This is a genomic window from Streptomyces sp. NBC_01381, from assembly GCF_026340305.1.
Lineage (GTDB): Bacteria > Actinomycetota > Actinomycetes > Streptomycetales > Streptomycetaceae > Streptomyces.
The window spans coordinates 2,116,151-2,141,702 of record NZ_JAPEPI010000001.1; the positions used below are offsets into that span (position 1 = coordinate 2,116,151).

23 protein-coding genes, 2 tRNA genes and 1 pseudogene are annotated in these 25,552 nt (G+C 71.0%); 11 read left to right on the plus strand and 15 right to left on the minus strand.

The window, feature by feature from the left end:
- The first annotated feature begins 48 nt into the window (after positions 1 to 48).
- The 6 genes from OG453_RS10145 (at position 49) to OG453_RS10170 (ending at position 5,859) form a co-directional block, all read left to right on the plus strand.
- Complete coding sequence (locus OG453_RS10145; protein ID WP_266866628.1) at positions 49 to 651, plus strand: lytic polysaccharide monooxygenase; 603 nt, start codon at positions 49 to 51, stop codon at positions 649 to 651.
- A gap of 126 nt (positions 652 to 777) precedes the next feature.
- Positions 778 to 1,233 carry a DUF3592 domain-containing protein gene (locus OG453_RS10150; RefSeq protein ID WP_266866630.1) on the plus strand — a complete coding sequence of 152 codons (456 nt, stop codon included), beginning with the start codon at positions 778 to 780 and terminating at the stop codon, positions 1,231 to 1,233.
- A gap of 43 nt (positions 1,234 to 1,276) precedes the next feature.
- Complete coding sequence (locus OG453_RS10155; protein WP_266866632.1) at positions 1,277 to 2,941, plus strand: AMP-binding protein; 1,665 nt, start codon at positions 1,277 to 1,279, stop codon at positions 2,939 to 2,941.
- A 620-nt stretch (positions 2,942 to 3,561) separates the two neighbouring features.
- The gene (locus OG453_RS10160) at positions 3,562 to 4,866 is read left to right on the plus strand and encodes a sensor domain-containing protein (RefSeq protein WP_266866633.1); all 1,305 of its coding nucleotides are present in this window, start codon (positions 3,562 to 3,564) and stop codon (positions 4,864 to 4,866) included.
- Positions 4,818 to 5,504 carry a response regulator transcription factor gene (locus OG453_RS10165; RefSeq protein ID WP_266866635.1) on the plus strand — a complete coding sequence of 229 codons (687 nt, stop codon included), beginning with the start codon at positions 4,818 to 4,820 and terminating at the stop codon, positions 5,502 to 5,504. The genes OG453_RS10160 and OG453_RS10165 overlap by 49 nt, the downstream gene beginning before the upstream one ends.
- Positions 5,505 to 5,577: 73 nt before the next feature.
- On the plus strand, positions 5,578 to 5,859 hold the full coding sequence (locus OG453_RS10170; RefSeq protein WP_266866637.1) for a hypothetical protein: 282 nt from the start codon (positions 5,578 to 5,580) through the stop codon (positions 5,857 to 5,859).
- Here OG453_RS10170 and OG453_RS10175 read toward each other — a convergent pair.
- The 9 genes and pseudogenes from OG453_RS10175 to ehuB form a co-directional block, all read right to left on the minus strand.
- Positions 5,834 to 7,954 carry an MMPL family transporter gene (locus tag OG453_RS10175; protein WP_266866639.1) on the minus strand — a complete coding sequence of 707 codons (2,121 nt, stop codon included), beginning with the start codon at positions 7,952 to 7,954 and terminating at the stop codon, positions 5,834 to 5,836. The two genes, OG453_RS10170 and OG453_RS10175, sit on opposite strands and share 26 nt — an antisense overlap.
- Positions 7,955 to 8,206: 252 nt before the next feature.
- Positions 8,207 to 8,881 carry a response regulator transcription factor gene (locus tag OG453_RS10180; RefSeq protein ID WP_266866641.1) on the minus strand — a complete coding sequence of 225 codons (675 nt, stop codon included), beginning with the start codon at positions 8,879 to 8,881 and terminating at the stop codon, positions 8,207 to 8,209.
- Positions 8,775 to 10,066 (minus strand): annotated as a pseudogene (locus OG453_RS10185) (sensor histidine kinase). Before OG453_RS10185 ends, OG453_RS10180 begins: the two are co-directional and overlap by 107 nt.
- A gap of 153 nt (positions 10,067 to 10,219) precedes the next feature.
- Positions 10,220 to 10,293, minus strand: a tRNA-Lys gene (locus OG453_RS10190).
- Positions 10,294 to 10,377: 84 nt separating this feature from the next.
- Positions 10,378 to 11,136 (minus strand): IclR family transcriptional regulator, encoded by a 759-nt coding sequence (locus OG453_RS10195; RefSeq protein ID WP_266866643.1) that lies wholly within the window; start codon positions 11,134 to 11,136, stop codon positions 10,378 to 10,380.
- A gap of 188 nt (positions 11,137 to 11,324) precedes the next feature.
- Positions 11,325 to 12,140: an ectoine/hydroxyectoine ABC transporter ATP-binding protein EhuA gene (ehuA, locus tag OG453_RS10200; protein ID WP_266866645.1), complete on the minus strand. Its 816-nt coding sequence runs from the start codon at positions 12,138 to 12,140 to the stop codon at positions 11,325 to 11,327.
- The gene (gene ehuD, locus OG453_RS10205) at positions 12,130 to 12,777 is read right to left on the minus strand and encodes an ectoine/hydroxyectoine ABC transporter permease subunit EhuD (protein WP_266866647.1); all 648 of its coding nucleotides are present in this window, start codon (positions 12,775 to 12,777) and stop codon (positions 12,130 to 12,132) included. The genes ehuA and ehuD overlap by 11 nt, the downstream gene beginning before the upstream one ends.
- The gene (ehuC, locus tag OG453_RS10210) at positions 12,774 to 13,508 is read right to left on the minus strand and encodes an ectoine/hydroxyectoine ABC transporter permease subunit EhuC (protein ID WP_266866649.1); all 735 of its coding nucleotides are present in this window, start codon (positions 13,506 to 13,508) and stop codon (positions 12,774 to 12,776) included. Before ehuC ends, ehuD begins: the two co-directional genes overlap by 4 nt.
- Positions 13,505 to 14,428 carry an ectoine/hydroxyectoine ABC transporter substrate-binding protein EhuB gene (gene ehuB / locus OG453_RS10215; protein WP_266866652.1) on the minus strand — a complete coding sequence of 308 codons (924 nt, stop codon included), beginning with the start codon at positions 14,426 to 14,428 and terminating at the stop codon, positions 13,505 to 13,507. Before ehuB ends, ehuC begins: the two co-directional genes overlap by 4 nt.
- 97 nt (positions 14,429 to 14,525) lie before the next feature.
- Between ehuB and OG453_RS10220 the strand changes: the two genes are divergently transcribed.
- The gene (locus tag OG453_RS10220) at positions 14,526 to 15,026 is read left to right on the plus strand and encodes a DUF3830 family protein (protein WP_266866654.1); all 501 of its coding nucleotides are present in this window, start codon (positions 14,526 to 14,528) and stop codon (positions 15,024 to 15,026) included.
- Positions 15,027 to 15,068: 42 nt separating this feature from the next.
- On the opposite strand, the gene OG453_RS10225 is transcribed toward OG453_RS10220, so the two are convergent.
- Both OG453_RS10225 and OG453_RS10230 read right to left on the minus strand, forming a co-directional pair.
- Positions 15,069 to 16,472 (minus strand): amidase, encoded by a 1,404-nt coding sequence (locus OG453_RS10225; protein WP_266866656.1) that lies wholly within the window; start codon positions 16,470 to 16,472, stop codon positions 15,069 to 15,071.
- Between the two features lie 36 nt (positions 16,473 to 16,508).
- A complete protein-coding gene (locus OG453_RS10230) occupies positions 16,509 to 17,498 on the minus strand; it encodes a D-2-hydroxyacid dehydrogenase (protein ID WP_266866658.1) in 990 nt (329 codons plus the stop codon).
- Positions 17,499 to 17,796: 298 nt separating this feature from the next.
- Here OG453_RS10230 and OG453_RS10235 point away from each other — a divergent pair, with 298 nt between their 5' ends.
- From OG453_RS10235 to OG453_RS10245, 3 genes are all read left to right on the plus strand, one after another.
- Positions 17,797 to 18,633: an aspartate/glutamate racemase family protein gene (locus OG453_RS10235; RefSeq protein WP_266866659.1), complete on the plus strand. Its 837-nt coding sequence runs from the start codon at positions 17,797 to 17,799 to the stop codon at positions 18,631 to 18,633.
- 12 nt (positions 18,634 to 18,645) lie between these two features.
- Positions 18,646 to 19,383, plus strand: coding sequence for a decarboxylase (locus OG453_RS10240; protein ID WP_266866661.1), 738 nt, complete (start codon positions 18,646 to 18,648; stop codon positions 19,381 to 19,383).
- A gap of 215 nt (positions 19,384 to 19,598) precedes the next feature.
- A complete protein-coding gene (locus OG453_RS10245) occupies positions 19,599 to 20,690 on the plus strand; it encodes an LLM class flavin-dependent oxidoreductase (RefSeq protein WP_266869787.1) in 1,092 nt (363 codons plus the stop codon).
- Positions 20,691 to 20,693: 3 nt separating this feature from the next.
- Here OG453_RS10245 and OG453_RS10250 read toward each other — a convergent pair whose 3' ends face one another.
- Positions 20,694 to 22,505 (minus strand): bifunctional diguanylate cyclase/phosphodiesterase, encoded by a 1,812-nt coding sequence (locus OG453_RS10250; protein ID WP_266866663.1) that lies wholly within the window; start codon positions 22,503 to 22,505, stop codon positions 20,694 to 20,696.
- A gap of 338 nt (positions 22,506 to 22,843) precedes the next feature.
- Here OG453_RS10250 and OG453_RS10255 point away from each other — a divergent pair, with 338 nt between their 5' ends.
- Positions 22,844 to 24,124, plus strand: a complete 1,281-nt coding sequence (locus OG453_RS10255; RefSeq protein ID WP_266866665.1) for a M6 family metalloprotease domain-containing protein — start codon at positions 22,844 to 22,846, stop codon at positions 24,122 to 24,124.
- A gap of 87 nt (positions 24,125 to 24,211) precedes the next feature.
- Here OG453_RS10255 and OG453_RS10260 read toward each other — a convergent pair.
- From OG453_RS10260 to OG453_RS10270, 3 genes are all read right to left on the minus strand, one after another.
- Positions 24,212 to 24,285, minus strand: a tRNA-Lys gene (locus OG453_RS10260).
- Positions 24,276 to 24,875, minus strand: coding sequence for a bifunctional DNA primase/polymerase (locus tag OG453_RS10265; protein ID WP_266866666.1), 600 nt, complete (start codon positions 24,873 to 24,875; stop codon positions 24,276 to 24,278). The genes OG453_RS10260 and OG453_RS10265 overlap by 10 nt, the downstream gene beginning before the upstream one ends.
- A gap of 133 nt (positions 24,876 to 25,008) precedes the next feature.
- The gene (locus OG453_RS10270) at positions 25,009 to 25,362 is read right to left on the minus strand and encodes a hypothetical protein (protein ID WP_266866668.1); all 354 of its coding nucleotides are present in this window, start codon (positions 25,360 to 25,362) and stop codon (positions 25,009 to 25,011) included.
- Positions 25,363 to 25,552 lie beyond the last annotated feature (190 nt).

Here is a 25,552-nt window from a genome sequence, read left to right on the forward strand (position 1 = left end):
GCGCACAGCTCACGGAACTCCCCCCACGTTTCCCCCTGGAGCGGCAGCATGCGAAACAAGAAGACGTACGCGGCCCTGCTCGGCGTCACCACGGTCGGGGCCCTCGCGCTCTCGTCCGGCGGCGCGAGCAGCCACGGCTACACGGACCTGCCGGCCAGCCGCCAGATCAACTGTGCCAACGGCACGGTGAGCGGCTGCGGTTCCATCCAGTACGAACCCCAGAGCGTCGAGGGCCCCAAGGGCTTCCCGGCGGCGGGTCCCGCCGACGGCAAGATCTGCTCGGCGGGCATCGGCGGCTTCGACTCGCTCAACCAGCCGACCGCGCCGGGCGGCGGCGCCTGGCCCGCGACCAGTGTCAGCGGCGGGCAGAGCTACACCTTCCGCTGGCAGTTCACGGCACGGCACAGCACCACGGACTTCAAGTACTACATCACCAAGCAGGGTTGGGACGAGAGCAAGCCGCTGACCCGGGCGGCGCTCGACACCACGCCGTTCCTCGACGTCCCCTACGGCGGACAGCAGCCGCCCGCCACGCTCTCGCACGCCGGGACGATCCCCGGCGGCAGGAGCGGGCACCACGTGATCGTCGCGGTGTGGACGGTCCACGACACGTCGAACGCCTTCTATGCCTGCTCGGACGTCAAGTTCTGAGCTTGGCTTGAGGACCTGCGGCTCTCCCCACGGGTAGGTTCTGCGCACGCCGTCCATGACCGGGACGGCGTGCGCGGAACAGCACCAGCAGCTGGTGCGACTTGCATCAACTATCGGGGGATAGCCATGGAGTTCATGTTTTACGCCGTACCGACCCTGATCGCGGCGGTGGTGATCGCCATGGCGGTCAAGGTGGTCAAGCGCTTCCTGGAGCTCAGGCAGGCCTGGTCGAGTGGGCTCACGGCGGAGGCGCGCTGCCTGCGGACGTACACGACGACGAGCGGCGGCGGCCACAACGACCACGTCACCACCACGCTCCACCACGTCTACGAGTTCACGCCATCCGGCGGCCGGGCGGTCCGCTTCGAGGAGGAGAACGGCCCGGCGACGACCGTCGAGGGCGACTTCGTCACCGTGCACTACACGGCCGACCGCCCCGAGAAGGCGACGGCGCACGCGCCGAGCCCCGTCAAGAGCGCGGCGGGCACGATAGGCCTGCTCTGCTTCTTCGGCGTCATGCTCGCCTTCTGCGTCTTCTTCATGGTGACGGCGAACGACATGTTCGGGTCAGACCTCCCGTAGGCCCTCTCCTCATCTGACGGCCCATCAATTATCGTGCGCGGCCATGAAGGCCACCGGGAGTACCGTCGCGGAACTCGTACAGGCGCGCTGGGGCGACCACCGCCCCGGCCTGCACTTCGAGGACAAGGCGCTGACCCACCACCAGATCGCGGCGGGCGCGGCGGCCAGGGCCGCGCTCCTCGCGGACCTCCTGCCGAGGGGAGCCGAGCCGCACATCGGCGTGCTGCTCGACAACACCCCCGAGTACCCCCTGTGGTTGAGCGCGGCGGCGCTCGCGGGCGCTGCGGTCGCGGGCATCAACCCGACCCGCAGAGGCGCCGAGCTGGCCCGCGACATCGTCCACACGGACTGCAGGGTCCTGGTGACGGAACGATCCCACCTCCCCCTCCTCGACGGTCTCCAACTCCCGGACATACGCGTCCTGGTGACGGATTCGGAGGCATACGGCGAACTTCTCTCCCCCTACGCCGGCGCGGCCCCGGAGACATCCCCTGCCGCGACGCCGGCCGCCCGGATGCTCCTCTACTTCACCTCGGGTTCGACGGGCGCGCCCAAGGCGGCGATCTGCAGCCAGGGCCGCCTGGCCGCGGCGGGGGAGTCCCTGGTCACGCACTTCGGGGTCGATTCGTCCGACGTCCACTACATCTGCATGCCCATGTTCCACGGCAACGCGGTGATCGCGGACTGGGCGCCGGCGCTCGCGGCCGGGGCGGGGGTGGCGCTGCGGCGGCGCTTCTCGGCCTCGGCGTTCCTGGACGACGTACGCGCGTACGGGGCGACGTACTTCACCTACGTGGGCCGCGCCGTCCAGTACCTCCTGGCGACGCCGGAGCGGGCCGACGACACCCGGAACCCCCTCCGTATGGGCTTCGGCACGGAGGCCGGAGCGGTGGACGCGGCGCGGTTCGAGGAGCGGTTCGGGGTGCGGCTCGTGGAGGGGTACGGGTCGTCCGAGGGCGGGGCGGCGATCCAGCGGACGCCAGGGACGCCGCCCGCGGCGATCGGCAGGGCGGCGCCGGGGGACGAGCTCGCTGTGGTGGACCCCGGCACGTTTTTGGAGTGTCCCCCCGCGGTCTTCACCTCGGACGGGCGGCTGCTCAACGGGGATGCGGCGATAGGGGAGTTGGTGAACAAGGGGCGCAGTCCCTTCGAGGGGTACTGGCGCAATGCGGAGGCGGAAGCGGCGCGGCTGCGGGGCGGCTGGTACTGGACGGGGGACCTCTTCTACCGCGACGCGGAGGGCTTCCTCTACTTCGCGGGGCGCACGGACGACCGGCTCCGGGTGGACAGCGAGAACCTGGCGGCGGCGGTGATCGAGAACATTCTGGCGCGGTATGCCGGGGCGGCGGGTGTGGCGGTGTACGCGGTGCCGGATCCGGTGGCCGGGGATCAGGTGATGGCGGCGGTCGCGCCCCGTGCCGGTACGGACTTCGACCCCCTCGCCTTTGCCGAGTTCCTCCTCTCCCAGCCGGACTTGGGCACGAAGATGGCACCCCGCTTCGTACGGGTGGTCCAGCGGATGCCGGTGACGGCGACGAACAAGGTTGCGCGGAGCACTTTGCGGAAGGCGGGCTTCCGTTGCCCCGACCCGGTCTGGTGGCGCCCCCCGGGTTCGGCCGCCTACCGCCGCCTTACGCCCGAGGCGGTGGCCTCCCTCCTGGCCGAGTACCGCGCCCACGCCCGCGAGGGCCTGCTGCCGCCCAGCTGACCGGCACCGCGCGGCCTCGGGCCCCGAACACCCCTCTCCCACCCACCCGCCCGATCACCCCGCAGCCCCGGCTCGCCGAACACCCCTCTCCCACCCACCCGCCCGATTGCCCCGCAGCCCCGGCTCGCCGATCAGGCCTTTCCTGCCCGCCCGCCCGATTGCCCCGCAGGCTCGGGTCGCCGATCAGGCCTTTCCTGCCCGCCTGATTGCCCCGCAGGGTGATCGGGTGGGTGGGTGGGAAAGATCCGCCGCGAAGCGGCGGGACAGAGCGGGTTGGGCGATGGGACCCGGAGTCGCAGCCTGGTGGGCAAGGGGAGCAGGCCCCGGGCGGGACCCCGTGTCGCAGACCCGGGGTGCAGGGGAGCAAGTCCCGGGCGGGACCCGGTGTCGCAGACCCGGGGTGCAGGGGAGCGAGTCCCGGGCGGGACCCGGTGTCGCAGACCCGGGGTGCAGGGGAGCAAGTCCCGGGCGGGACCCGGTGTCGCAGATCCGGAGGGGAGCAAGTCCTGGTCGGGGCGCGGTGTCGCAGATCCGGGGTGCGGGGGAGCAAGTCCCGGGCGGGACCCGGCGTCGTAGCTGCCTCGTTCCTCGCAGGGAGGGCTCCCGCATACCCTGCCCCCATGGCCCAGGAGAGCGTGTGGACGGCGCTGCGGCGGCGGGGGTACCTGGCGAGCAGTGCTCCGTGGCGGGCCCTCGGTTACCTCGGGGGCGGTGTCGGCCTCGGAGTGGTCGTGCTCGTCGGTGGTCTTGCCGCGGCCCTCGCCGGCGTCGCGCTCAGCCTCGTACTCATCGGCCTTCCCCTCCTCGCCCTGCTCGCCTTCACCGGCATCCCCGTCGCCGCCCTGGAGCGCCGGCGCCTCCGCCCCGTGGATCCCGGCCCCGCGCCGACCCCTCACCGCACCCCCGAAGTCCCCGGCATCCACGCCTGGTTCGCGCTGCGGGTCAAGGAGCAGGCCACCTGGCGGGAGCTCTCGTACACCGCGCTGCTCGCCCTCGTGCTCTGGCCCCTTGACCTGCTCGTCCTGGCCTGCACCGTCGGCATCCCCGCCCTGCTCATCGCGGCCCCCGCCCAACTCGCTCTCGACGGCGGCGAGATCCGCGCCGCCAAGCTCTGGCTGATCGGCGACTACCCGAGCGCCTTCGCCGCCGCCCTGCTCGGCCTGGCCCTGCTCGCTCCGCTCCTCTACCCCCTCGGCGGTTACGCCGCCGCCCGCGCCGCCCTCGCCCGCCTCCTCCTCGCGCCCCGCGACGCGGAGCTCAGCAGCAGGCTCGCCGAAGTGACCCGCTCCAGGGCCCGTCTGGTGGACGCCTTCGAGGCCGAACGGCGGCGTGTTGAACGGGACTTGCACGACGGGGCCCAACAGCGGCTCGTCGCTCTCACCATGGCCCTCGGCCTCGCCAGGCTCGACGCCACCCCCGGCAGCCCCCTGGCGGCCCAGCTCGCCACGGCCCACGACGAAGCGGGGAACGTCCTCACGGAACTGCGTGAGCTCATCCGCGGCATTCATCCCCAAGTCCTCGCCGACTACGGCCTCGCCGCAGCCATCGAGGACGCCGCCGACCGCTCACCGATCCCCGTGGACACCGACCTGGACCTGCCCCGCCTCCCCGAACCCGTGGAGTCCGCCGGGTACTTCACCACCCGCGAGGCCCTCACCAACATCGCCCGCCACAGCGAGGCGCCCCTCGCGCACATCACGGCACGTCATGAGCGGGGCCTCCTCCGCATCGACGTACGGGACGAAGGCAAGGGCGGCGCGGACCCCGGCCGTGGCACGGGCCTGACCGGCCTCGCGGACCGCATCGCGGTGCTCGATGGCACACTGACGGTCACCAGTCCGCCCGGCGGGCCGACCGTACTGTCCATGGAGATCCCGTGCCGAGCCCAGCCGCAGCCAGCGCAAGCACCAGCAGCCGCCGACTGAAGATCGTCCTCGCGGAGGACAGCGTGCTGCTGCGCGAGGGCCTGATCGGGCTGCTCACCCGCTTCGGCCACGAGGTGCCTGCCGCGCTCGGCGACGCCGAGGAACTCCGCACCGCCGTCCAGCGGCACGACCCGGACCTCGTCCTCACCGACGTACGCATGCCCCCCGGTTTCCAGGACGAGGGCCTGCGCGCCGCCGTCGCCCTGCGGGCCGAGCGGCCGAAGCTCCCGGTGCTGGTGCTCAGCCAGTACGTGCAGCGTTCGTACGCCGCCGAACTCCTGGACACCGGCGACGGCACCGGCGTCGGCTATCTGCTCAAGGACCGCGTGGGCCAGGTCGAGCAGTTCGCCGATGCGGTCGAGCGGGTCGCGGACGGCGGAACGGTCGTGGACCCGGAAGTCGTACGGCAGTTGCTGCGCCGCCGCCGCGACCCCCTTGAGCAGCTCACGCCGCGCGAGCGCGAGGTGCTCGGCCTGGTCGCCGAGGGCAGGTCGAACGGCGCGATCGCCGCCGAACTCGTCGTCAGCGAGGCGGCGGTGGGCAAACACATCGGCAACATCCTCGGCAAGCTGGGGCTGCCGCCGGGGGAAGGAACGCATCGCCGGGTCCTTGCGGTACTGACGTACTTGCGGGCGTAGTCCGACGGTCCGACGGCACCACTGTCCAGATCCTTGCAGTGGCCACCGGCATGGTCGATTACGATCCATAACCATGAGCACGTCAGACCAGATGAGGGCAGGCCTCACCCCGAGCCAGGCACGGCGCATACGGATCGCCGCGGCCTCGGTGCTGATGGCCGCGGCGGCCGTGGTGCTCGCCATACGCCTGGCGAGCCGCTCGTCCGTCCTGGTCGTGGGGGTGTACGGGCTGCTGCTCGTCCTCTGCGGCCTGGTGATCGAACTCAGCAGGCGGGGCAGGACCCGGCTCGGCAGCTATCTGCTCGCCGTCGGCCTGGTGGCGGCGCTCGTCATGGACTGGGTGGTGCTTGCCTGACCGGCACCTCGCCGGCGGGCGGCGCCTCGCGGAGCCCGTACCGCTGATGGATGCGCCGCAGCGACGGCGGTGCCCACCAGGCGCGGCGCCCGAGCAGCGTCATCGTGGCCGGTACGAGCAGCATCCGGACGACCGTTGCGTCGATGAGGACCGCGAGCGTCAGACCGAGGCCGATCTGCAGGATCGGTGAGAACCCGCCGGTCATGAAGCCGCCGAAGACGATCGCGAGCAGCAGCGCCGCACAGCTGACCACGCGCCCCGAGCGGCGCAGCCCTTCGACGACGGCGGCGCGGTCGTCCCCCGTCTCCAGGCGGCTCTCCCGCATCCGGGACAGGATGAACAGCTCGTAGTCCATGGCGAGTCCGAACGCGATCGCGATGATCAGCGGCGGCGCGGTCAGGCTCAGCGCCCCGAGCCCCTCACCGCCGAGCAGCCCCGCCAGATGCCCGTCCTGGAACACCCACACCACGACGCCGAGCGCCGCGCCCAGGCTGAGCAGGGTGGTCAGGAGCGTACGAAGGGGAATCAGCAGCGACCCGGTGAACGCGAAGAGCAGGGCGAACAGGCCGGCCAGGACGGTGAGTACGGCCCAGGGCGCGCGCTCGGCGAGCATCGAGCGGAAGTCGACGAGGCTCGCGGCGTTCCCGGTGACCTCGACGGGATCGGTGCCGCGCAGGTCGCGGATGTCCTCCACGAGCCGGGTGGCGACGGGCCCGTCGACGGAACCGGCGGGTGTGAGCTCGAGGAGGACCGTCCCGTCGGGGAGCCGCTCGCTCTCGGCCGCGGCGATGCCCGGCAGGGCCCGGATCGCGCCGTCGTAGCCGGATTCCGCCCCCGGCCTGATGAGCACCCGCACCGGATCGGTGTCCGTCCCCGCCGGATAGTGCTCGCGCACGGTGTCGTACAACTGCCGCGCCTCGGTGCTCTCCGGCAGCTGCCGCGCGTCGCCGATGTTGATCCGCATCCCGAAGGCGGGCAGCGCGAGGACGGCGAGGACGGCGACCACGGCGGTGCCGACGGCAACGGGACGGCGCGCGGAGAAGAGCGCGACACGGGCGAAGAAGGCACCGGGCTCGGCGGCCGGCTTGCCCTTCCGCCGTGCGATCTTGCCGCCGAACAGGGCGAGCAGCGCGGGCAGCAGGGTCAGCGCGGCCAGCATGTCGACGACGACCACCGCGCCGGCGGCAAGACCCATGCTGCGCAGGAACGGGCTGGCGAACCAGACGAGCCCGGAGAGGCTGATGGCGACGGTGAGCCCGGAAAACAGGACGGTGCGTCCGGCACGGGAAACGGTCGCGTGCACGGCCCGCGCCACATCATCCGTCTTCCCACGCTCCTCACGGAACCGCATCACCATCAACAGGGCGTAGTCGACGGCGAGTCCGAGCCCGAGCATGGTGACGATCTGGACGGCGTAGACGGAGATCTCGGTGAACTGGCTGAAGCCGTAGAGGGTCAGGAAGGCGCCGGCGACGCCGCTGACGGTCACCAGGAGCGGAAGTCCGGCGGCCCGCAGCCCGCCGAAGATCAGCAGCAGGACGATCAGCACGGCGGGCAGGGTGATCAACTCGGCCCGTGCGACGTCCTCTTGGGCCCGGCCGCCGAGTTGCTCGCCGAGCAGCGGGCCGCCGCTGACGGCGACATCGGCGGCGCCGATCTCACGGATCCGGTCGGCCGCGTCGCCGACCGCCTCCTCCTCGGCGTCGTCGTCGAGGCCGCCCTTGAGGGTGACGGGGATCAGGAGCGCCCTGCCGCCCTCGGCGACGAGGCCGCGGGTGGCGTAGGGGTCGGGCACCTGGGCGATGCCGGGCTGCTTCCGTACGTCGGTGACGGCGTCCGCGACCTGCGCGCGGACCCGCGTGGACTCGACGTCGGCGCCGGAGAGAACGGCGTTGATGGAGTCGCCGTCCGGGGTGAGCCTGCCGAGCAGCTCGTCCGCCACGACGGATTCACTGCCGGGCACGTCCTCGACGGTCGACGTGAGGTCACCGAAGACCCGGGTGCCGAAGCCGAGGCCCAGGACGAGGAGGAGCAGCCAGGTGAGGATCACTGTGCGGGGGTGGCGGGTGGCTGTGCGGGCGAGGGTGGCGAGCATGGCGGCTGCCTCCTTGGACGGGATTCAGGGTGCCGTCCCTCAGAGTCGCGGCGCCGACGGCGTGGGGGATCGCCGTGGGGGGTGGTCTTGCGGGGTCCCTCGCGGGGGCTAGGTGCCGGTCGGGCGGGGGAGGGGGTTTCTCTTTCCCTGAGCCCGCGGGGCAATCGGGTGGGTGGGCGGGAAAGATCCGCCGCGAAGCGGCGGTCTTGAGCGGGTCCGGGGCCGAGCCCCGATGCCGAGCCACGGCCGCGGCTAGCTCTCCCCCGGAACCACAAGACCCGTCTCGTACGCGCAAATGACAGCCTGCACCCGATCCCGTAGCACCAGCTTGGACAGGACATTGCTGACGTGGGTCTTCACCGTGTGCTCGCTGACCACGAACGCCGCCGCGATCTCCGCGTTGGAGAGCCCACGGGCCAGCAGCCGCAGGGTCTCCTCCTCCCTCGCGGTGAGGACCGCGAGGCGTTCGGACGGCGACATGGGCGCGGCACCGAGCGCCGCGCGCCGCCGCTGGACCACGTCCGCGACCAGTCGCCGCGTCACCGAAGGGGCAAGGAGCGAGTCCCCGGCGGCCACCACCCGCACCGCGTGCACCAGGTCGTCCCTGCGGACGTCCTTGAGCAGGAAGCCGCTCGCTCCCGCGTACAGCGCCTCGTACACATACTCATCGAGGTCGAAGGTGGTCAGCATGACGACCCGGCAGCTGGTCCGCGCGCACACTTGACGGGCCGCCTCGATGCCGTCCGTGCCCGGCATGCGGATGTCCAACAGCAGCACGTCCGGGGCGTGTTGGCGCACCGCGGCCACCGCCTCCGCGCCGTCACCCGCCTCCGCCACCACCTCGATGTCGGGCTGTGCCTCGAGGATCATCGAGAAGCCGCTGCGCACCAGCTCCTGGTCGTCGGCGACCACCACCCGGATGCTCATCCCCCAAGGATGCCGTGGGCAGCCGCGCGGCGACACGGAATCCGCCGTCGGGTCCGTCCCCGGCTTCGGCGGTGCCTCCGCAGGCGGCGGCGCGTTCATGGATCCCGATGAGCCCGTGCCCCGCCCCGGACCGGCCGTCGGCGGCAGTTCCTCTCCCGTCGTCGACGACCGTGATCACCAACTCCTCATCCCCCCAGCCCAGTCGGACGCGAACCTCCTGCGCCGCAGCATGCTTGACGCAGTTGGTCAGCGCTTCCTGGACGATGCGGTACGCGGCCACCTCGACGTCCGGCGGCAACGGCCGAGGCATCCCGTCCACCCCCAACTCGACCCGCACACCCGCCTGTTCAACCACCACCGCCAGCTCCGGCAACGCGGCGAGCGTAGGCTGCGGCCCGAGCCCGCCGGGAACGGAAGGCTCCCGCAGCACCCCCAGAATGCGCCGCAACTGCACCATCGCATCGCGCCCCGCCCGGCGATCGCGTCGAACGCCCCCTCCGCGCGGGCCGGATCGCTGCGGACGACGACGGGCCCCGCCTCCGCCTGGACCACCATCAGGCTCACCGCGTGGGCGAGGATGTCGTGCATGTCGCGCGCGATCCTGGCCCGCTCCTGGCTGACCGCCCGCGCCGCCTCGCCGGCCCGCTCCCGTTCGAGCCGCCGGGCCCGGTCCTCGATCGCGGCGGTGTAGGCGCGCTGGACGCGGGAGAAGGCTCCGAGGGCGTACGCGCTGATGAGGCTGAGCAGGTGGAAGGGGTACTCGTACGGCTCGGCGTGCTCCTTGAAGGCCATGGTGACGGCGGCCCCCGTCAGCCAGCCGGCGAGCATGACGCGCCGTTTCCAGGGCGAGCCGATGGCGGCCACGGTGTAGAGGGCGACCATGCCGCCGAAGCAGATGTCGGGCGGGGGCCGGTGGTAGAGCGCCATGGCGGGCGTGAAGAAGGCGATCACGGCGGCGCAGCCGAAGGGGGCGCGCCGCCGCCACACCAGCGGCACCGCGGTCCCCGCACCGAGCGCGAACCCGCCCCAGGTCACCTCGTCGCCGCCCTCCTCGGGGAAGAGGAACTGCAGCGAGACGGCGCAGAGCACGAGGGCGCCGAGCGCGCCGTCGACGACGTACGGACGAGTGACGTACGGACGAGTGACGTACGGACGAGCGGACCACAGAACCTTGAAGCGGGGCATGGGCGGCATGACGGACTCCTCGGGGCAGGAGGCCGTGCCAGTATCGCGACGCCCGCCGGGAGCTGTCCTCACCGGTGCGAGGGATATACGAGGGTTATGCGAGGGATATACGCGAGAAGCCCCCCGCTTCCGCGGGGGGCTTCTCACCGTCTGTGCGCCGCCAGGGACTCGAACCCCGGACCCGCTGATTAAGAGTCAGCTGCTCTAACCAACTGAGCTAGCGGCGCCTGCTGACTCAAAAATAATACCTGGTCCCGGAGGGTGCTCCGGACCGCGCCGGACGGTCCCCGGCGGCGGCCCAGGCGCCGCCCCTAGATCGCAAGCGAGAGCAGCACCGGCGCCGCCCCGCGATTCAGCGTGTCCGCGGCCTCCCGCAGCCGGTGCGCGTGCTCCACCGGCAGGGAGAGGGCGAGGCAGCCGACCGCGGAGCCCGCGGTGATGGGGACGGCGGCGCAGACCGTGCCGACCGCGTACTCCTGGAGGTCGAGGACGGGGACCGTGGCGGGCTGGGCGGCGAGGTGGTTGAGCAGGACCCGCTCGTTCGTGATCGTCCGCGAGGTGAGGCGGGCCATCTTGTGGCGGGAGAGGTGATCGCGCCGGCCGTTCAGGTCGAGCTGGGTCAGCAGGCTCTTGCCGACCGCGCTGGCGTGCGCGGAGGACCGGAAGTCCACCCACTCGTTGACCTTGGGCGTGCCGGGTCCGTCCGCGAAGTCGGTGATCTTGATTTCGCCGTCCTCGTACCGGCTGATGTAGACGGCGGCGCCGATCGAGTCACGGAGCCCGTCCAGGGTCTCCTTGAGCTTCTGGCGCAGCGCCTGGTCGCGGCGGTGGGCCGAGCCTAGGCGGTTGAGGGATTCTCCGGTGACGTACGCACCGTCGGCGATCTGCTCGACGTAACCCTCGCGGCGCAGCATCCGCAGCAGGGTGGTCAGCTGCGGCGCGGGAAGGCCGGTCTGGCGGGCGAGCTCGGTGTCGGTCACTCCGGCTCCCCGCCGGGCGACGATCTCAAGCACTCGAAGTGCGCTCTGCACCGAGCGCTGTGGCGTGGTCGGCTCATGCTTCAGCGCCACGGCTTCCCCCTGCGTGGAACGGTTCCGGACAGCTGGGCTCCGTCCCACGATAACCGCCAAGAGGCCGATAAGGAGCGGCTGTTGGGAAGATTGGTGGCGCGCTCCGGCCCTCTCGGCAGGAACGCGCCACCTTGGCATATGCCAGAGTCACCATCCGAGGCCATAGCCTGGGCGATTACGGCGGGGAGTCACAGGACTGCGCTCAGGAACTCCCGGGTCCGCTCGTGCTCGGGTTCGGTGAAGATCTTCTCCGGCGTCCCGGATTCGATGACCCGGCCCGAGTCGAACATCAGGACCTGGTCCGAAATGTCACGGGCGAAGTTCATCTCATGCGTCACGCAGAGCATCGTGATGTCCGTGGTGTGCGCGATGTCCCTGAGAACGTCGAGGACACCGGCCACCAGCTCCGGGTCGAGCGCGGACGTGACCTCGTCCAGGAGCAGCACCTGCGGGCGCATCGCGAGAGCGCGCGCGATGGCTACGCGCTGCTGCTGGCCGCCGGAGAGCTGGGACGGGTACTTGTCGATGTGCTCGGTCAGTCCGACCAGGTCGAGCAGCTCGCGGGCGCGCTGTTCGGCCTCGTCCTTGGACAGGCCCAGCACCTGGACCGGCGCCTCGGTGATGTTCCGCAGGACCTTCATGTTCGGGAAGAGATTGAACTGCTGGAAGACCATCCCGATGTTCTTGCGGACCTCGCGGATGTACTTCTCGCTCGCCGGCACGAGCTTGCCGTTCTTGTTCTCGTGCGTGAGGTACTCGCCGCCGACCTTGATCGTGCCCTCTTCGGGCTTCATCAGGGTCATCAGGAGCCGCAGGATCGTCGTCTTGCCGGATCCGGATGGTCCGATCAGCGTGACGTGTTTGCCCGAGGCGACGGAGAAGTCGAGCTCGTCGAGGACGACATGGCTGCCGAAGCGCTTGGTGACCTTGTCGAAGCGGATCAGCTCGCTGCCGTCCGCCGTCGGGTTGGCGGTTTCGTTCGAGGTGCTGCTGTCAGCGGACAAGGCGACGCTCCAAGACTCGGAGAAGGACGGAAGCCGGGTAGGCAATGACGATGAAGGCGATACCTACGATGGTGATCGCCTCGTAGGTGAAGGTCGCCTGGGTGAATCCCTTGGCCTCGCCCAGCATCTCCAGGGCGCCGATGGCGGCGATCTGCGGGGAGTCCTTGAGCATGGACACCACATAGTTGCCCAGCGCGGGGATCACGCGGCGGATGGCCTGCGGCAGGATGATCGCGGTCCAGGTGCGGCGCTTGGGCAGGCTGAGCGCCGTGGCCGCCTCCCACTGGCCGACGGGGACACCCTCGATGCCCGCCCGGTAGACCTCGGCGGTGTACGTCGAGTAGTGCAGGCCCAGGCCGACGATGCCCGTGGTGAGCGGCGACATCGTGGGACCGAACTCGGGAACCACGGTGAACAGGAAGAACAGCTGCACCAGCAGCGGGGTGTTCCGGATGAACTCGGTGACAGCCGTCACGGGCCAGCGGACCCACTTATGGTCGGAACGCTGCGCGACCGCCCAGAGCAGGCCGAGCGAGAACGCGATCAGGGTGCTCCAGGCCACCGCCTGGAGGGTGACGAGCACCCCGTCCCAGAAGTGCGGCATGAAGTCTTCGACGTTGGACCAGTCCCAGCTCACTTGGCACCCCCGGTACCGGTCACGGCGTCGATCGACGACTTGGAGCGCAGCCCGCTGAAGAGGCCGAGCTTCTCGGGCGCCTGGCCGACCTTCGACTTCGCGTGCCGCTCAAGGAGCCGCATCCCGCGCGTCAGGAGGAAGGCAAGGATGAAGTAGACGACCAGCAGAACCGTGTAGACGGGAGCGCTCTCGGCGGTGACGAGCCGCCACAGGTTGCCCGCGAAGGTCATGTCGGCCACCGAGATGAGCGAGACCAGCGAGGTGCCCTTGAGGAGCTCGATCAGCAGGTTGTTGAACGGGGGCAGCATCTCGGGCCAGGCCTGCGGGATTTCGATCTTCCGCAGGCGCTGCGCCGGGGTGAAGTTCAGCGCAACCCCCGCCTCGCGCTGCGCGACCGGCACGGCGGCAAGGGCGCCACGCACGATCTCCGAACCGTACGCCCCGTACGTCATGCCAAGGGCCAGCACACCGGCGGCCATCGGCATGAAGCTGAAGCCGAACAGCATCGGCACCGTGAAGGCCATCCAGAACATGAAGACCAGGGCCGACGTGCCGCGGAAGACTTCGAAGTAGGTCCCGGCCAGGAAACGTACGATCCACAACCGCGACGTACGCAGCACACCGATCGGGAAGGCGATCGCGAAGGCCAGCGCGGCGCTGTAGACCGTGATCTGCACGGTGATCCAGAGACCGGGCAGGAACCACTTCTCGATGAAGTCCGCCGTCATCATGAGGAGGTTCCCTTCACCGGTGGGCACAGATCCTCGAGCGTCAGGTCGGTCATCTCCTGCTTGGTGAAGCCGAACTTGCCGACGACCCGCAGCAGTTCGCCGCTCTTCTTCATCTTGTGCAGCTCTTTGTTGAAGGCGTCGCGCAGGTTCTTCTCCGACTGCCGGAACGCGAATCCGCCCGCGCCGTAGGCCGGCTTGCCGCCCAGCTCGGGCTGGAAGGCCTCGGTCACCTCGGCCCGGTTGCTGCCCTTCACCACGTCCCGGGTGGTGATGGCGGTGCCCGCGAAGACGTCGACCCGGCCCTGCACGACCGCGTCGAGGCCGGCCACCGGGTCCGGGAGGATGAGGATGTCCTTCACTCCCGCGTCCTTCGCGTAGTCGATCTCGGCGTACGCGGTGCCGCTCGCCATCTTGAGCTTCTTCTTGACGACGTCCTCGTACCGCTTGATCCCGTGCGGATTGCCCTTCTTCACGATGAAGGCATCGAGCATCAGGTAGTCGGGGTCGGAGAACAACACGCGCTCGCAGCGGCCGGGGTTGATGTACATCCCCGCGGACACGACATCGAACTGCTGCGCCTGAGTGAGCCCCGGGATCAGTGCGCCGAATTCGGTGGGAACCGCCGTGACATTCGGTACGCCGAGCCGCGGGAAGATCACCTTGGCGATCTCCGGCGCCTCACCGGTGACCTCGCCCTGCTTGTCGATATAGCCGAACGGGAGTTCTCCCGCCACGCCGATCCTCACGGTCCCCGCATCGCGGAGCCGACTGAGCAGATCCCCGCCCTCGACCTTCCCTTCCTCCGGGACCTTGGTGCACCCCGCAGCCCCGATCGCCCCGACCGCCGCTGCCCCTGCGAGCAGGGAGCGGCGGCTGAGCCTGCCTGTGAATCCCTCGTTGTTCTCATGTGGTGGAGCCATGGGCGCGCGACTACCCGACTCGACACAAGATATGCGGGCCAATTTCAGCCCCTGATGCAATCGTTGTCCTCTTGACCCAGGGAGGAGCATGGGACACATGGCAGACCGATTCATCGAAGTCTCCCTCGCCAAGCGGGGAGTTCAGTGCACGGCAAAGCTGCTCGACGACCGGGCGCCGATCACCTGCGCGGCGGTGTGGGACGCACTCCCTCTGGGCGAGGACGTCTATCACGCGAAGTACGCCCGCAATGAGATCTACGCCCTCTTTCCGGCCTTCGCAGACCGCGAGCCGCCCCTGGAGAACCCGACCGTCACGCCCATCCCCGGAGACCTCTGTTATTTCTCCTTCAACGGTACGCAGCTGGGCACCCAGGCCTATGGGTACGAACCGGCTGCCGACGTCAAGGCAGGGGCGACCGTCGTCGACCTCGCCCTCTTCTACGAGCGCAACAACCTGCTCCTCAACGGCGACGTCGGCTGGGTCCCCGGCATCGTCTGGGGCCAGGTCGTCGAAGGCCTCGACCAGATGGCCGAGGCCTGCAACGACCTGTGGCGCGGTGGCGCGCAGGGGGAGACGCTGAACTTCCGCAGGGCCTGAAGACCAGCAGTTCCGCCGGGCCTGAAAGACCGGGCCTGAAAGTCAGCTCACCGCGGGCGGCGCGATTCCCGCGCTGCCCGCCTCGTACAGCGCATGCGCGGCCCGCAGGACCAGCGCGTCGGCATGCCGCGCCGCCACGATCTGTACCCCGACCGGCAGCCCCTCGCCGTCCACCCCGCAGGGCACCGTCGCCGCCGGCTGCTGCGTCATGTTGAAGGGGTACGTGAACGGCGTCCACCCCGTCCACCGGCGATGACCGGAACCTTTCGGTACCTCCGCTCCCGCCTCGAAGGCGGTGATCGGCAGCGTGGGAGTGACGAGCAGGTCGTACGTCGAGTGGAAACGGCCCATCCGGCGGCCGAGCTCCATCCGTACGTCGACCGCCGCGAGATATTCGAGCGCGCTGTACCGCGCGCCCCGCGCGCAGATCTCCCGCAGCCCCGGGTCGAGCAACTCCCGCTGTGCGGGCGACAGATGCTGCGTCACCCGCGCCGCGCCGCTGAACCACAGGGTGTGGAAGGCCTCCACCGGCTCCGAGAAATCGGGGTCGGTCTCCTCGACGTACGCACCCTGCGCGGCCAGTGACTCCACCGCGCGCCGCACCGCCGACGCGACCGCGGGCCGCACCGCCACCTGGCCGCCGAGCGAGGGCGAGTAGGCGATGCGCAGACCGCGTACGCCGCCTTCGATGCCCGCCCGGAAGCTGCCGGCGACCGGGCCCAGCTGCGACCAGTCGCGCCAGTCGGGGCCACTGATCACATCCATCAGGAGCGCCGCGTCCGCCGCGTCCCGAGTCATCGGCCCGACGTGCGCGAGGGTGCCGAACGCCGAGGCCGGATACAGCGGCACCCTTCCGTACGTCGGCTTCAGCGCGAAGATCCCGCAGAACGCGCCGGGGATCCGCACCGAGCCGCCGCCGTCCGTGCCCAGGGACACCGGCGCGGCGCCGTACGCCACGGCGGCCGCACTGCCGCCGCTCGATCCGCCCGCGGTGCGCGAGTGGTCGTACGGATTGCGCGTGACCCCGTTCCGCGGGCTGTCCGTGACGCCCTTCCAGCCGAACTCGGGCGTCGTCGTCTTGCCGATGAACACCGCGCCGTGCTCCCGGAGCCGGGCCACCGAAGGCGCGTCCTCGTCCCAACTCCCTTCCGCGCGAACGGTCTTGGAGCCCCGCAGCGTGGGCCCGCCGCGCTGCAGCAGGATGTCCTTGACGGAGACCGGAACCCCGTCGACAAGACCCCGCGGCTCGCCCCGCCGCCACCGCTCCGCACTCGCGTCGGCCGCCGCGATCGCCTCGTCGGCGTCGATGCGCACGAACGCGTTCACGGCGGGCTGCACCTCCTCGGCCCTGCGCAGCGCGGCCCGTGTCGCGTCGACCGGACTGAATTCACCCTTGCGATAGCCGTCGACGAGTTGTCCGGCGGAGAGATCCGTGAGCTCGGTCATGCACGCTCCTCGGTGCAGAGGGGATGGGGCCGTGGATCAATGCCCGGGTACATACCCACGTTTCTTGTCGACCACGTTCGACAGGGGCCGCCCGGCCGCCCACTCCTCGTACAACTCGACGAACTGCGCGCCCAGTTCATCGCGCCAGCCCACCGTGTCCCCGCTCATGTGCGGCGACACGATGAGCCCCGGTGCCGTCCACAGCGGGCTGTCCGCGGGCAGCGGCTCGTGCTCGAAGACGTCGAGCGCCGCGCCCGCGATCCACCGGTTCGCCAGAGCGGCGGCGAGATCGTCCTCGACGACGAGCGCGCCGCGCCCGATGTTGATGAAGCGCGCGGAGGGCTGCATCATGCCGAACCGCCGCCCGTCGAACATGCCGCGCGTGGCGTCCGTCAGCGGCGCCGCGCAGATCACCCAGTCGGCGCGCGCCATGAGCCGGTCGAGCTCCTCGGTGCCGTGCACGCCGTGCTGCGCCTTGCGGCCCACCAGCGCCGTGATGATCCCCAGCGCCTTCAGCGTACGGACGATCGCGTGCCCGATCGGGCCTGAACCCACCACGCACGCGCGCGTGCGGGCCACCCGCTGGGACTCGCGGTGCCGCCAGGTCCGCTCGCCCTGGAGCCGCAGGGTGTGCGGAAGGTCCTTGGCCATCGCCAGGACGAGCGCGGCCACGTACTCGGCGATCGGCTGGTCGAAGACGCCCCTGGCGTTGGTGACCACGGTGTCGGAGGCGGCCAGTTCGGGGCACATGAGGCGGTCCACGCCCGCGCTCGCGGTGTGCACCCAGCGGGGTCTCGGCCCCTCGCCGGGCCAGGCATCGCGCACCGCGTCCGAGAGGAAGTCCCACACCAGCAGCACATCGGCGAGCGGAAGTTGCTCCGCGAGGGTGTCCGCGTCCGCGTGCAGGATCCGGGCGCGCCCGGTGAGGCTGCCGAGGCGGGGCGGCGGGGCGGGATAGGGGGCGTCGAGGACGAGGACCGTGGCGGCCGCGGCATCAGCCGCCGCATCGGGCGTCGAATCGGACATCGGGGAGAAACCGTTTCGCAATGAGAGTCCGCTTCCCTGAGATACGTGTCGGCCAGGGCCGTCTGAGATGCGCGGATTGACCACGCTCGCACCTGAAACTACCTTCGTCAACAGAGGTGCTCTATCACAAGCACCCCATAACTGAGTACTCTCCGTACGAGGTCATAGCACTCTCTGTAGCGCTTTCTTGGCGCATCTTGCCCCGTCCCGACGTCCCGGCGCGTCGCCGGTTCCGCATCATCTCCCGGCCCCCGGCCGGTCCCTCCAATGCACGCACGCACGAACTTGGGGCCTGCTCATGGACGTCTCCTTCCTCGGCGGACCACACCCTCAGCGCGGTGTAGGTGTCGTCGCCCCTTTCGACTTCGCCCTCGACCGGGAACTCTGGCGCTGGGTTCCCGACGAGGTCTCCCTCCATCTGACACGTACTCCGTACGTGCCCGTCGAGGTCAGCCTCGACCTGGCGCGCCTGGTCAGCGAGCACGAGACGCTCGGCGAGGCGGTCCGCGCGCTGAGCGCCGCCGAGCCGGAAGTCCTGGCGTACGCCTGTACATCGGGCAGTTTCGTCGGCGGCATCGCCGGTGAGCGGGCGATGTGCGAGGCGATGACCCGCGAAGGCGCGGTCACCTCCGTCACGACGTCGGGCGCGCTGCTCGAAGCGCTCGACGACCTGGGCGCGCGGCGCATCGCCCTCGTCACGCCCTACACCTGGTCGGTCACCCAGTCCCTCGAGGACTATCTGGCCGAGGCCGGGGTGACCGTCATCGGCCGCGCCTATCTGGGCCTGACCAGGCACATCTGGAAGGTGCCCTACCGGGACGTGGCCGACATGGCGCGGCGTGCGGTGCAGGGCGGCGTCGACGCGCTGTTCATCAGCTGCACCAACCTCCCCACGTACGACGTCATCCCACAGCTGGAGGCCGAGCTGCGGGTTCCGGTCATCTCCGCGAACCAGGTGACGATGTGGTCCGCCCTCCGCCGGCTGGGTACGCATGCGGTAGGGCCCTACCAGGCGCTGATCAGCCCGAGCGCGAGGCCGGGCGCGGGCACCGTCCCCGGTCCCGGGGCGGTGCCGGACGCCATGCCGCTCGACCCGCCCCAGGGGCTGCCCGAAGGACCACCACCGCTGCCTTGAAGGAGGCTGGAAGTGACCGCACTTGGTTTCCTCTACCCGGGTCACTCGGCTGAGGACGACTACCCCCGCATGGAGCAGATGCTGGGCAGTGACATCCGTCTTCAGGTCGTCCACACGGACATCGGAGAGGACGCGCACCGGGTCGACGCGCTCCTGGAGATGGGCTCGCCGAAGCGGCTCGCGGCGGGCGTCGAGGAGCTGCGCCTGTCCGGCGCGGAGGCGGTGGTGTGGGCGTGCACCAGCGCGAGCTTCGTCTTCGGCTGGGAGGGCGCGCACGACCAGGTCCGCGCGCTCGCCCGGGCGGCGGGTCTCCCGGCGTCCAGCACGTCGTTCGCCTTCGCCCATGCGGTACGTGAGGTGGGCGCGACCCGGGTCGCGATCGCGGCGACGTATCCGGAGGACGTGGCGGGGCACTTCGCCGCGTTCCTGAACGCCGCGGGGACCGAGGTCGTCTCGACGCGGGGGAGCGGCATCATCACGGCGGCGGAGGTCGGCACGTGGGGCTGGGAGGAGGTCAAGGCGATGGCCCTGGCGGGCGACCACCCCGATGCGGAGGCGGTGCTGCTCCCGGACACGGCGCTGCACACGGCGGCGCACGTCCGGGCTCTGGAGAAGGAACTGGGAAAGCCGGTCCTGACGGCCAACCAGGTAACGGTCTGGGAGGCCCTGCGCCTGGCGACACGCAGGGTGAACGCACCGATGCTGGGGGCCTTGTTCACGAAGGAGCCGCTGGTCCAGGTGAAGGGCTAGCTCTCCCTGCCGCTTCGCGGCGAATTTTTTCCCGCCCACCCTGCGGGGCAATCGCCGGATCTTCCCCGCCCACCCTGCGGGGCAATCGGGTGGGTGGGCGGGAAAGCCTTGTCCCACCCACCCACGGAAAGCCGAAGGAATAAACCGGAGCCACCCTCCTGTTCGCACCCTGCGGAGCAAGAACTCACCCCAGCAGGAGGCAGGGCACCGTGACCGTGGACCCGACCGACGACATCCGAGGCACCCGGCAGGGAACGGCCCCCGTCCCGCTGTCCGTCCTGGACCTGGTGACCGTGGGCGCCGGCCGCACGGCCACCCAGGCACTGCGGACCAGCGTGGACATCGCCCGCCTCGCGGAGACCCGCGGCTACCACCGCTACTGGGTGGCCGAGCACCACTCCATGCCGGGAGTCGCCTCCTCGTCGCCCGCGGTGATCCTCGCCCACCTGGCGGCCCACACGACCCGCATCCGCCTGGGCTCCGGCGGCGTCATGCTCCCCAACCACGCCCCCCTGGTCATCGCGGAGCAGTTCGGCACCCTGGAGGCGATGGCCCCGGGCCGCGTCGACCTGGGCCTCGGCCGCGCCCCCGGCACGGACGGCGCGACCGCGGCCGCGCTCCGCAGGACGGACCGCCTCAATGAGGGCGCGGACGACTTCCCCGAGCAGCTCGCCGAGCTCACCCGCTTCCTCGACGACGACTTCCCCGACGGGCATCCCTACGCCCGCATCCACGCCGTACCCGGCCCCGTCCAGGCCACCTCGCCCGGCGGCGTCCAGTCCCCGAACCGCCCGCCGATCTGGCTGCTCGGCTCCTCCGGCTTCAGCGCCCGCCTCGCCGGCGCGCTCGGCCTGCCCTTCGCCTTCGCGCACCACTTCTCCGCGCAGAACACGGTCCCGGCGCTCGACCTCTACCGCGAGTCGTTCAAGCCCTCCGCGGTCCTCGACGCCCCGTACGCCCTCATCGGCGTATCCGCCCTCGCCACGGACGAGGAGCAGGAGGCCCGCCGCCAGATCATGGCCGCCGCCCTGAACATGGTCCGGCTGCGCACCGGCCGCCCCGGCCTCGTCCCCACCCCCGAGGAGGCCGAGACGCACGAGTTCACGGAGATGGAGCGGGAGTTCGTCAGGAGCTGGAACTCCAACGTCATCCACGGCACCGCCGACCAGGTCCGCACCGGCCTGGACGACCTCGCCAAGCGCACCGGCGCCGACGAGCTGATGATCACGGCCAACGCGCACAGCGGCGAACTGCGCCTGCGCAGCTACGAACTCATCGCGGACGAGTACGGACTGCCCAAGGGATAGCCGTCACGTCCCGGTGAGCAACGCGGAGATACGATCCGGCGCCACGGGCCGGGAGTACAGCCACCCCTGACCCGTGTCGCACCCGATCCCCCGCAGCCGCGAGGCCTGGGACGCGGTCTCCACGCACTCCGCGGTCACCGTGAGCCCGAGCCGGTGCGCGAGCTGCACCAGGGCCTCCACGATGATCTCGTCGGCGGGGTTGATGTGCGCCTCGCCCGCTTCCGCGTCGTACTGGAAACCCCGTACGAAAGAGCCGTCCAGCTTCAGGACGGACACCGGGAGCCGGCTCAGATACGCCAGGTTCGAGTACCCGGTGCCGAAGTCGTCGATGGCGATGCGCACCCCCATGTCGCTGAGCGACTGCAGCGCCTGCAGCGGCCGGCCCGCCGAGCCCATCACGGCGGACTCGGTGAGCTCCAGTTGTACGAGTTCGGGGGCGAGCCCCGTCTCGGCGAGGATCTCCGCGACGTCGGCGACCAGGTCGGAGTCCCAGACCTGGCGCACGGCGACATTGACGCTCACGAAGACCGGCGGCCGTTCCGGGTGGTCCAGCTGCCACTGCCGGGCCTGGAGGCACGCCGTACGCAGTACCCAGCGGCCCAGTTGGACGATCGAACCGTCTTCCTCCGCCAATCCGATGAACCGATTCGGCGTGAGCAGCCCGAACTGCGGATGCTGCCACCGCACGAGTGCCTCCACCCCGTGCAGCCGGCCGTCGTCGAGGCCCACCAGCGGCTGGTAGTCCAGGACGAACTCGCCCCGGTCGACGGCGGGACGCAGTGAACTGGCAAGCGCCTGGCGGGTCATGCGGTGGGCGTTGCGCTCGGGGTCGAAGAGCGTCCAGCGGGCCTTGCCGTCGGCCTTCGCCCAGTACAGCGTCGTGTCGGCGGCCTGCATCAGGCAGGTGGCCGTGGTCCCGGTGGCCCGCCGCTCCACGACGCCGATGGACGCCGACACGGACAGCCGCTGGCCCGACAGGTCGAAGGGGGCCTGCAGCGCCTTGAGCGCCGCGTCGGCGAGATCCGCCAACTGGTCGGTGCCCGTGGAGTCCTCCACCAGCAGCGCGAACTCGTCGCCGCCGAGCCGCGCCACCAGCGGCGCCGCGGTCCTGCCGTACCCGGCGTCGTCGGCGCACCGCGTGAGCCGCTCGGCGACCGCGGCGAGGAGCCGGTCGCCGACCCGGTGGCCGAGGGTGTCGTTGACCGCCTTGAACCCGTCGAGGTCGAGGTAGCACAGGCCGATCCGTCCGGTGCCCGTGTCGTCGTACGCACCCGCCTCCAGTGCCCCGGCGAGCCGCTCGAAGAACAGGCTGCGGTTGGGCAGCCGGGTCACCGGGTCGTGCATCTGGAGGTGGCGGAGCCGGGCCTGGAGCTCGCGGCGCGCGCTGATGTCCGTGGCGGCGAGCAGCACCGTGCGGCCGCCGGGCATGGGGGAGACGGTGAGCTGCACCCATAGGGAGTGCCCGTCGGGGTGCTTCAGGCGCCGGGTGCAGCGCAGCTTCGCCTGGCGGCCGCGGAGCACTTCGCGGTATGCGTGCCAGGTGCGGGCGTCCGACGCGAGATCCACCAGATCGGCGGCGAGGCGGCCGCTCAGCTCGTCCGGGGACTCGCCGAGCAGCTCGGCGAGCGCGTCGTTGGCGTCCATGACGAGGCCTTCGGCGTCGACCACGGCGAGGGCGAGCGGGGCGGCGGCGAAGGCGGCCCGGTGGTCGGCCGGCTCGCGGCGGCCACGCTCTGTGAGGGGCGCCCGGGCGAGGCCGGGCGCTGTGACTGCTGTGGCCGTTGTGGGCAGGGGGCCTTTAGACGTTCCGTTCACCGCTTGCTCCCGCAGTGCAGTTGTTCGGCGAGGCCGGGCACGCGCAGGGTCGGCGAGGCCGGGCCCGCGCGGGAAAGAGTGCCGATCATAGGGGCAGGCCAGCGGGCGCTTCCAGCCGCGGCACGGCGTCGCGTGGCGGTCGCGGCGTGCGCGGAGCCGGTGCGAGCGCCGGGTGGTGCCGGGGCGCGCCGGGCGACAGATCGTTTCTGCTCGCCCCTGCGTCGCTTCCTTCGCACGACGACCACTTGTGACGTTCCGTGAGCGCTCGGACGGTGCTCTCACCCGGCTGGTCCAGGCAAACAGGGCGAATGCGATTAAAGCACCTCAGGGTGGGTGGGATGCCCCGTATTCCGCACCCGGAGGTCGACGTGCCGCGTCAGCTACCCCCCTGGGGACTCACCCGTGGAGGGGAGAGACCCCGGCTGCGCAGCACGGCCGCCGCCCTCACGTCCCTGACCGCCCTCGCCGCCACCGGTCTGGTCGCGGGGCCCGCCATCGCCAAGACCACGGCGGGCCCGTGCGCCCTGCAGCGCACATCGGCCCACCACTCGGAGGGCCTCGACACCTGGAACGCCGCCTATCCCCGCCCGGACCGGGACCTCGACGCGGTGATGATCTTCCTCTCCTTCCCCGACTCCCCGCCACTGACCGACCCCGACGAACTGGCGGCCGACTACTTCCCCGCCACCAGCGACTTCTTCGACCGCGCCTCGTACGGCAAGTTCGCGCTGCGCCCGCATCCGCGGCGCGAGTGGGTCGAGATGCCGGAGGACTCCACCTCGTACGCCATAGAGCGCGACTGGAACGCGTCGCGGCGCAGCGCCTATCTGCGCGACGCGGTGGCCGCGGCCGACCCGGGCGTCGACTTCTCCCGCTACGACGTCGTCTACCTCGTCGCCGACCCGGACGCGCCCGGCGTCGACTCGGACGCGACGAAGGTCGTCAACTTCGACCGGCCGATGCGGGCCGACGACTCCGACATCAGGCGCATCGTGACGGTCTTCGAGCGGCACCCGCCGGACCGCAACGTCCTGGCCCATGAGACGGGCCACGTCTTCGACCTGCCCGATCTCTACCACCGGCCGACCGACGGCAAGGGCGACTGGGACACGCACGTCGGCGACTGGGACGTCATGGGCAGCCAGTTCGGGCTCTCCCCCGACCTCTTCGGCTGGCACAAGTGGAAGCTCGGCTGGCTGGACCCGCGGCAGGTGGTGTGCGTGTCGGGCGGGGAGCGGCGGCTGACCCTGGAGCCGCTGTCGGTCAGGCCGGCGCGCGGTGGCGTCGGCGGCACCAAGCTGGTGGTCGTCCGCACGGGCCACGGCAGCGCGATCGCGATCGAGGCCCGGGGCGCCGAGGGCAACGACCACTCGACCTGCAGCGAGGGCGTGCTCGTCTATCACGTACGCAACGAGGCGCCGTCCGGCGGCGGCCCGGTCGAGGTCGTCGACGCCCACCCGGACACGGAGGCCTGCTGGGGCGACTCGGTGTATCCGCCGCTCGCGGACGCGCCGGTGGGGGTGGGGGAGAGCTTCACGGTGCCGGACGCCGATGTGCGGATCGAGGTCGAGGGGCGGACGGCCACGGGGGCCTGGACGGTGAAGGTCTCGGCTGGGTGAGCGCGGCTGGGTGAGCGCGGCCGGGTGAGCACGGCGCGGTGACATGCAAGAAGCCCCTCGCTTCCGCGAGGGGCTTCTCACCGTCTGTGCGCCGCCAGGGACTCGAACCCCGGACCCGCTGATTAAGAGTCAGCTGCTCTAACCAACTGAGCTAGCGGCGCCTGCTGACGTCGTAGACCTTAGCACCCTGATCGCCGCCAGGAAAAATCGATATACGGACCGCGGAGCCCGCCGTGGCGCGGGCCGCGCGGACGCAGGCCCAGAGCATCACCTCGGGTCCAGGGAGCCAGGGATGCCGGGTGTCGGGGGCGACCAGCCAGCGGGAATCGAGCCGCCCCGGGGTGGGTGTCTCCCGCTGTCCTGCGGTGATCGGCGGCACCGTCACGGCGTCGCCCGTGCCGTGGCAGAGCGCCGAGGGGACGGCGCGGCCCCACTCCTCCCACTCGAGCAGCGAGGGCAGCCGGTGGGCGGTGCCGGGGGCGGCGAAGAGCAGCGTGCGGCCGCGGTGCTCGGCGACCGGGCCCGAACCGGGGCCCTCGTCCCATAAGCGGTCGAGCATCCGGCGCCCGAAGACCGCGGGGACGCTCACCACGTCGAAGACGGTGCCGCAGGGGAGCACGGCCGGGGCGGTGGGGCGGGCGCGCCAGTGGGTGAGCATGCTGTGCGGATACGTTTCCGCAGAGGCGAGCCAGGCGGCTCCCTCGGCGGTGACGTCGCTGATGGGGGCCGGGTGGAGATGCGTGCTGCTCATGGCAGATACATCTACCGGTAGTAGGCGTTCCATTTCTGAGAGTTATTGGAAATCGGGACAAGAGTGGGGCAGGGGGAGTACCTTGCCCCACTGGCATATGCCCCGTGATCTTGTTCGGGAGAGGGGTGTCGGATCAGGCGTCCCTCGCGCCGGTCCCGCGCAGCAGGTCCCGGCCGAACTCGACCATCTTCTTCGCGTAGTCCTCGGTCCACTGCGCGCGCTCGGCGATCGCCGCGTGCGTGAGGCGGTCGAAGCGGCGCGGGTCGGCGAGCTGGGCGGCCGCGATGGCCTGGAACTCGATCGACCGGTCCGTCGCGGCACGGAAGGCGTGCGTCAGCTCGGTGGCGCGGTCGAGCAGCTCACGGGGGTCCTCCATCGACTCCAGGTCGAAGAAGTGCTCCGGGTCGGCGGCCGCCTCCGCGGGCTCGAAGAGCAGGGGCGCGGGTCGCAGACGCTGTTCGGACCGGGGCCGCTCGGGCTCCGCCATGGTTCTTCCTCCTCGTACGGTTTCCGGCCATCGGCCATCTTCCATTGTCTCGTGCCGCGCAAGAGTGCCTCGGGCGCAGAGCTAGGGCCGCCAGGCCACCCGGTGCTCCGCCAGGCGGCCCAGGACCGCGTGGTTCGCCTCCCAGCCGTCCGGGCTGTATTCATTGGCCGCCTCCGGCGGCGTGCCGGAC

Coding starts and splice junctions, on each gene's coding strand:
- OG453_RS10145 (WP_266866628.1), top strand. CDS start 49: ATGCGAAACAAGAAGACGTACGCGGCCCTGCTCGGCGTCACCACGGTC.
- OG453_RS10150 (WP_266866630.1), top strand. CDS start 778: ATGGAGTTCATGTTTTACGCCGTACCGACCCTGATCGCGGCGGTGGTG.
- OG453_RS10155 (WP_266866632.1), top strand. CDS start 1,277: ATGAAGGCCACCGGGAGTACCGTCGCGGAACTCGTACAGGCGCGCTGG.
- OG453_RS10160 (WP_266866633.1), top strand. CDS start 3,562: ATGGCCCAGGAGAGCGTGTGGACGGCGCTGCGGCGGCGGGGGTACCTG.
- OG453_RS10170 (WP_266866637.1), top strand. CDS start 5,578: ATGAGCACGTCAGACCAGATGAGGGCAGGCCTCACCCCGAGCCAGGCA.
- OG453_RS10175 (WP_266866639.1), bottom strand. CDS start 7,954: ATGCTCGCCACCCTCGCCCGCACAGCCACCCGCCACCCCCGCACAGTG.
- OG453_RS10180 (WP_266866641.1), bottom strand. CDS start 8,881: ATGAGCATCCGGGTGGTGGTCGCCGACGACCAGGAGCTGGTGCGCAGC.
- ehuC (WP_266866649.1), bottom strand. CDS start 13,508: ATGATGACGGCGGACTTCATCGAGAAGTGGTTCCTGCCCGGTCTCTGG.
- ehuB (WP_266866652.1), bottom strand. CDS start 14,428: ATGGCTCCACCACATGAGAACAACGAGGGATTCACAGGCAGGCTCAGC.
- OG453_RS10220 (WP_266866654.1), top strand. CDS start 14,526: ATGGCAGACCGATTCATCGAAGTCTCCCTCGCCAAGCGGGGAGTTCAG.
- OG453_RS10225 (WP_266866656.1), bottom strand. CDS start 16,472: ATGACCGAGCTCACGGATCTCTCCGCCGGACAACTCGTCGACGGCTAT.
- OG453_RS10230 (WP_266866658.1), bottom strand. CDS start 17,498: ATGTCCGATTCGACGCCCGATGCGGCGGCTGATGCCGCGGCCGCCACG.
- OG453_RS10235 (WP_266866659.1), top strand. CDS start 17,797: ATGGACGTCTCCTTCCTCGGCGGACCACACCCTCAGCGCGGTGTAGGT.
- OG453_RS10255 (WP_266866665.1), top strand. CDS start 22,844: ATGCCCCGTATTCCGCACCCGGAGGTCGACGTGCCGCGTCAGCTACCC.
- OG453_RS10265 (WP_266866666.1), bottom strand. CDS start 24,875: ATGAGCAGCACGCATCTCCACCCGGCCCCCATCAGCGACGTCACCGCC.
- OG453_RS10270 (WP_266866668.1), bottom strand. CDS start 25,362: ATGGCGGAGCCCGAGCGGCCCCGGTCCGAACAGCGTCTGCGACCCGCG.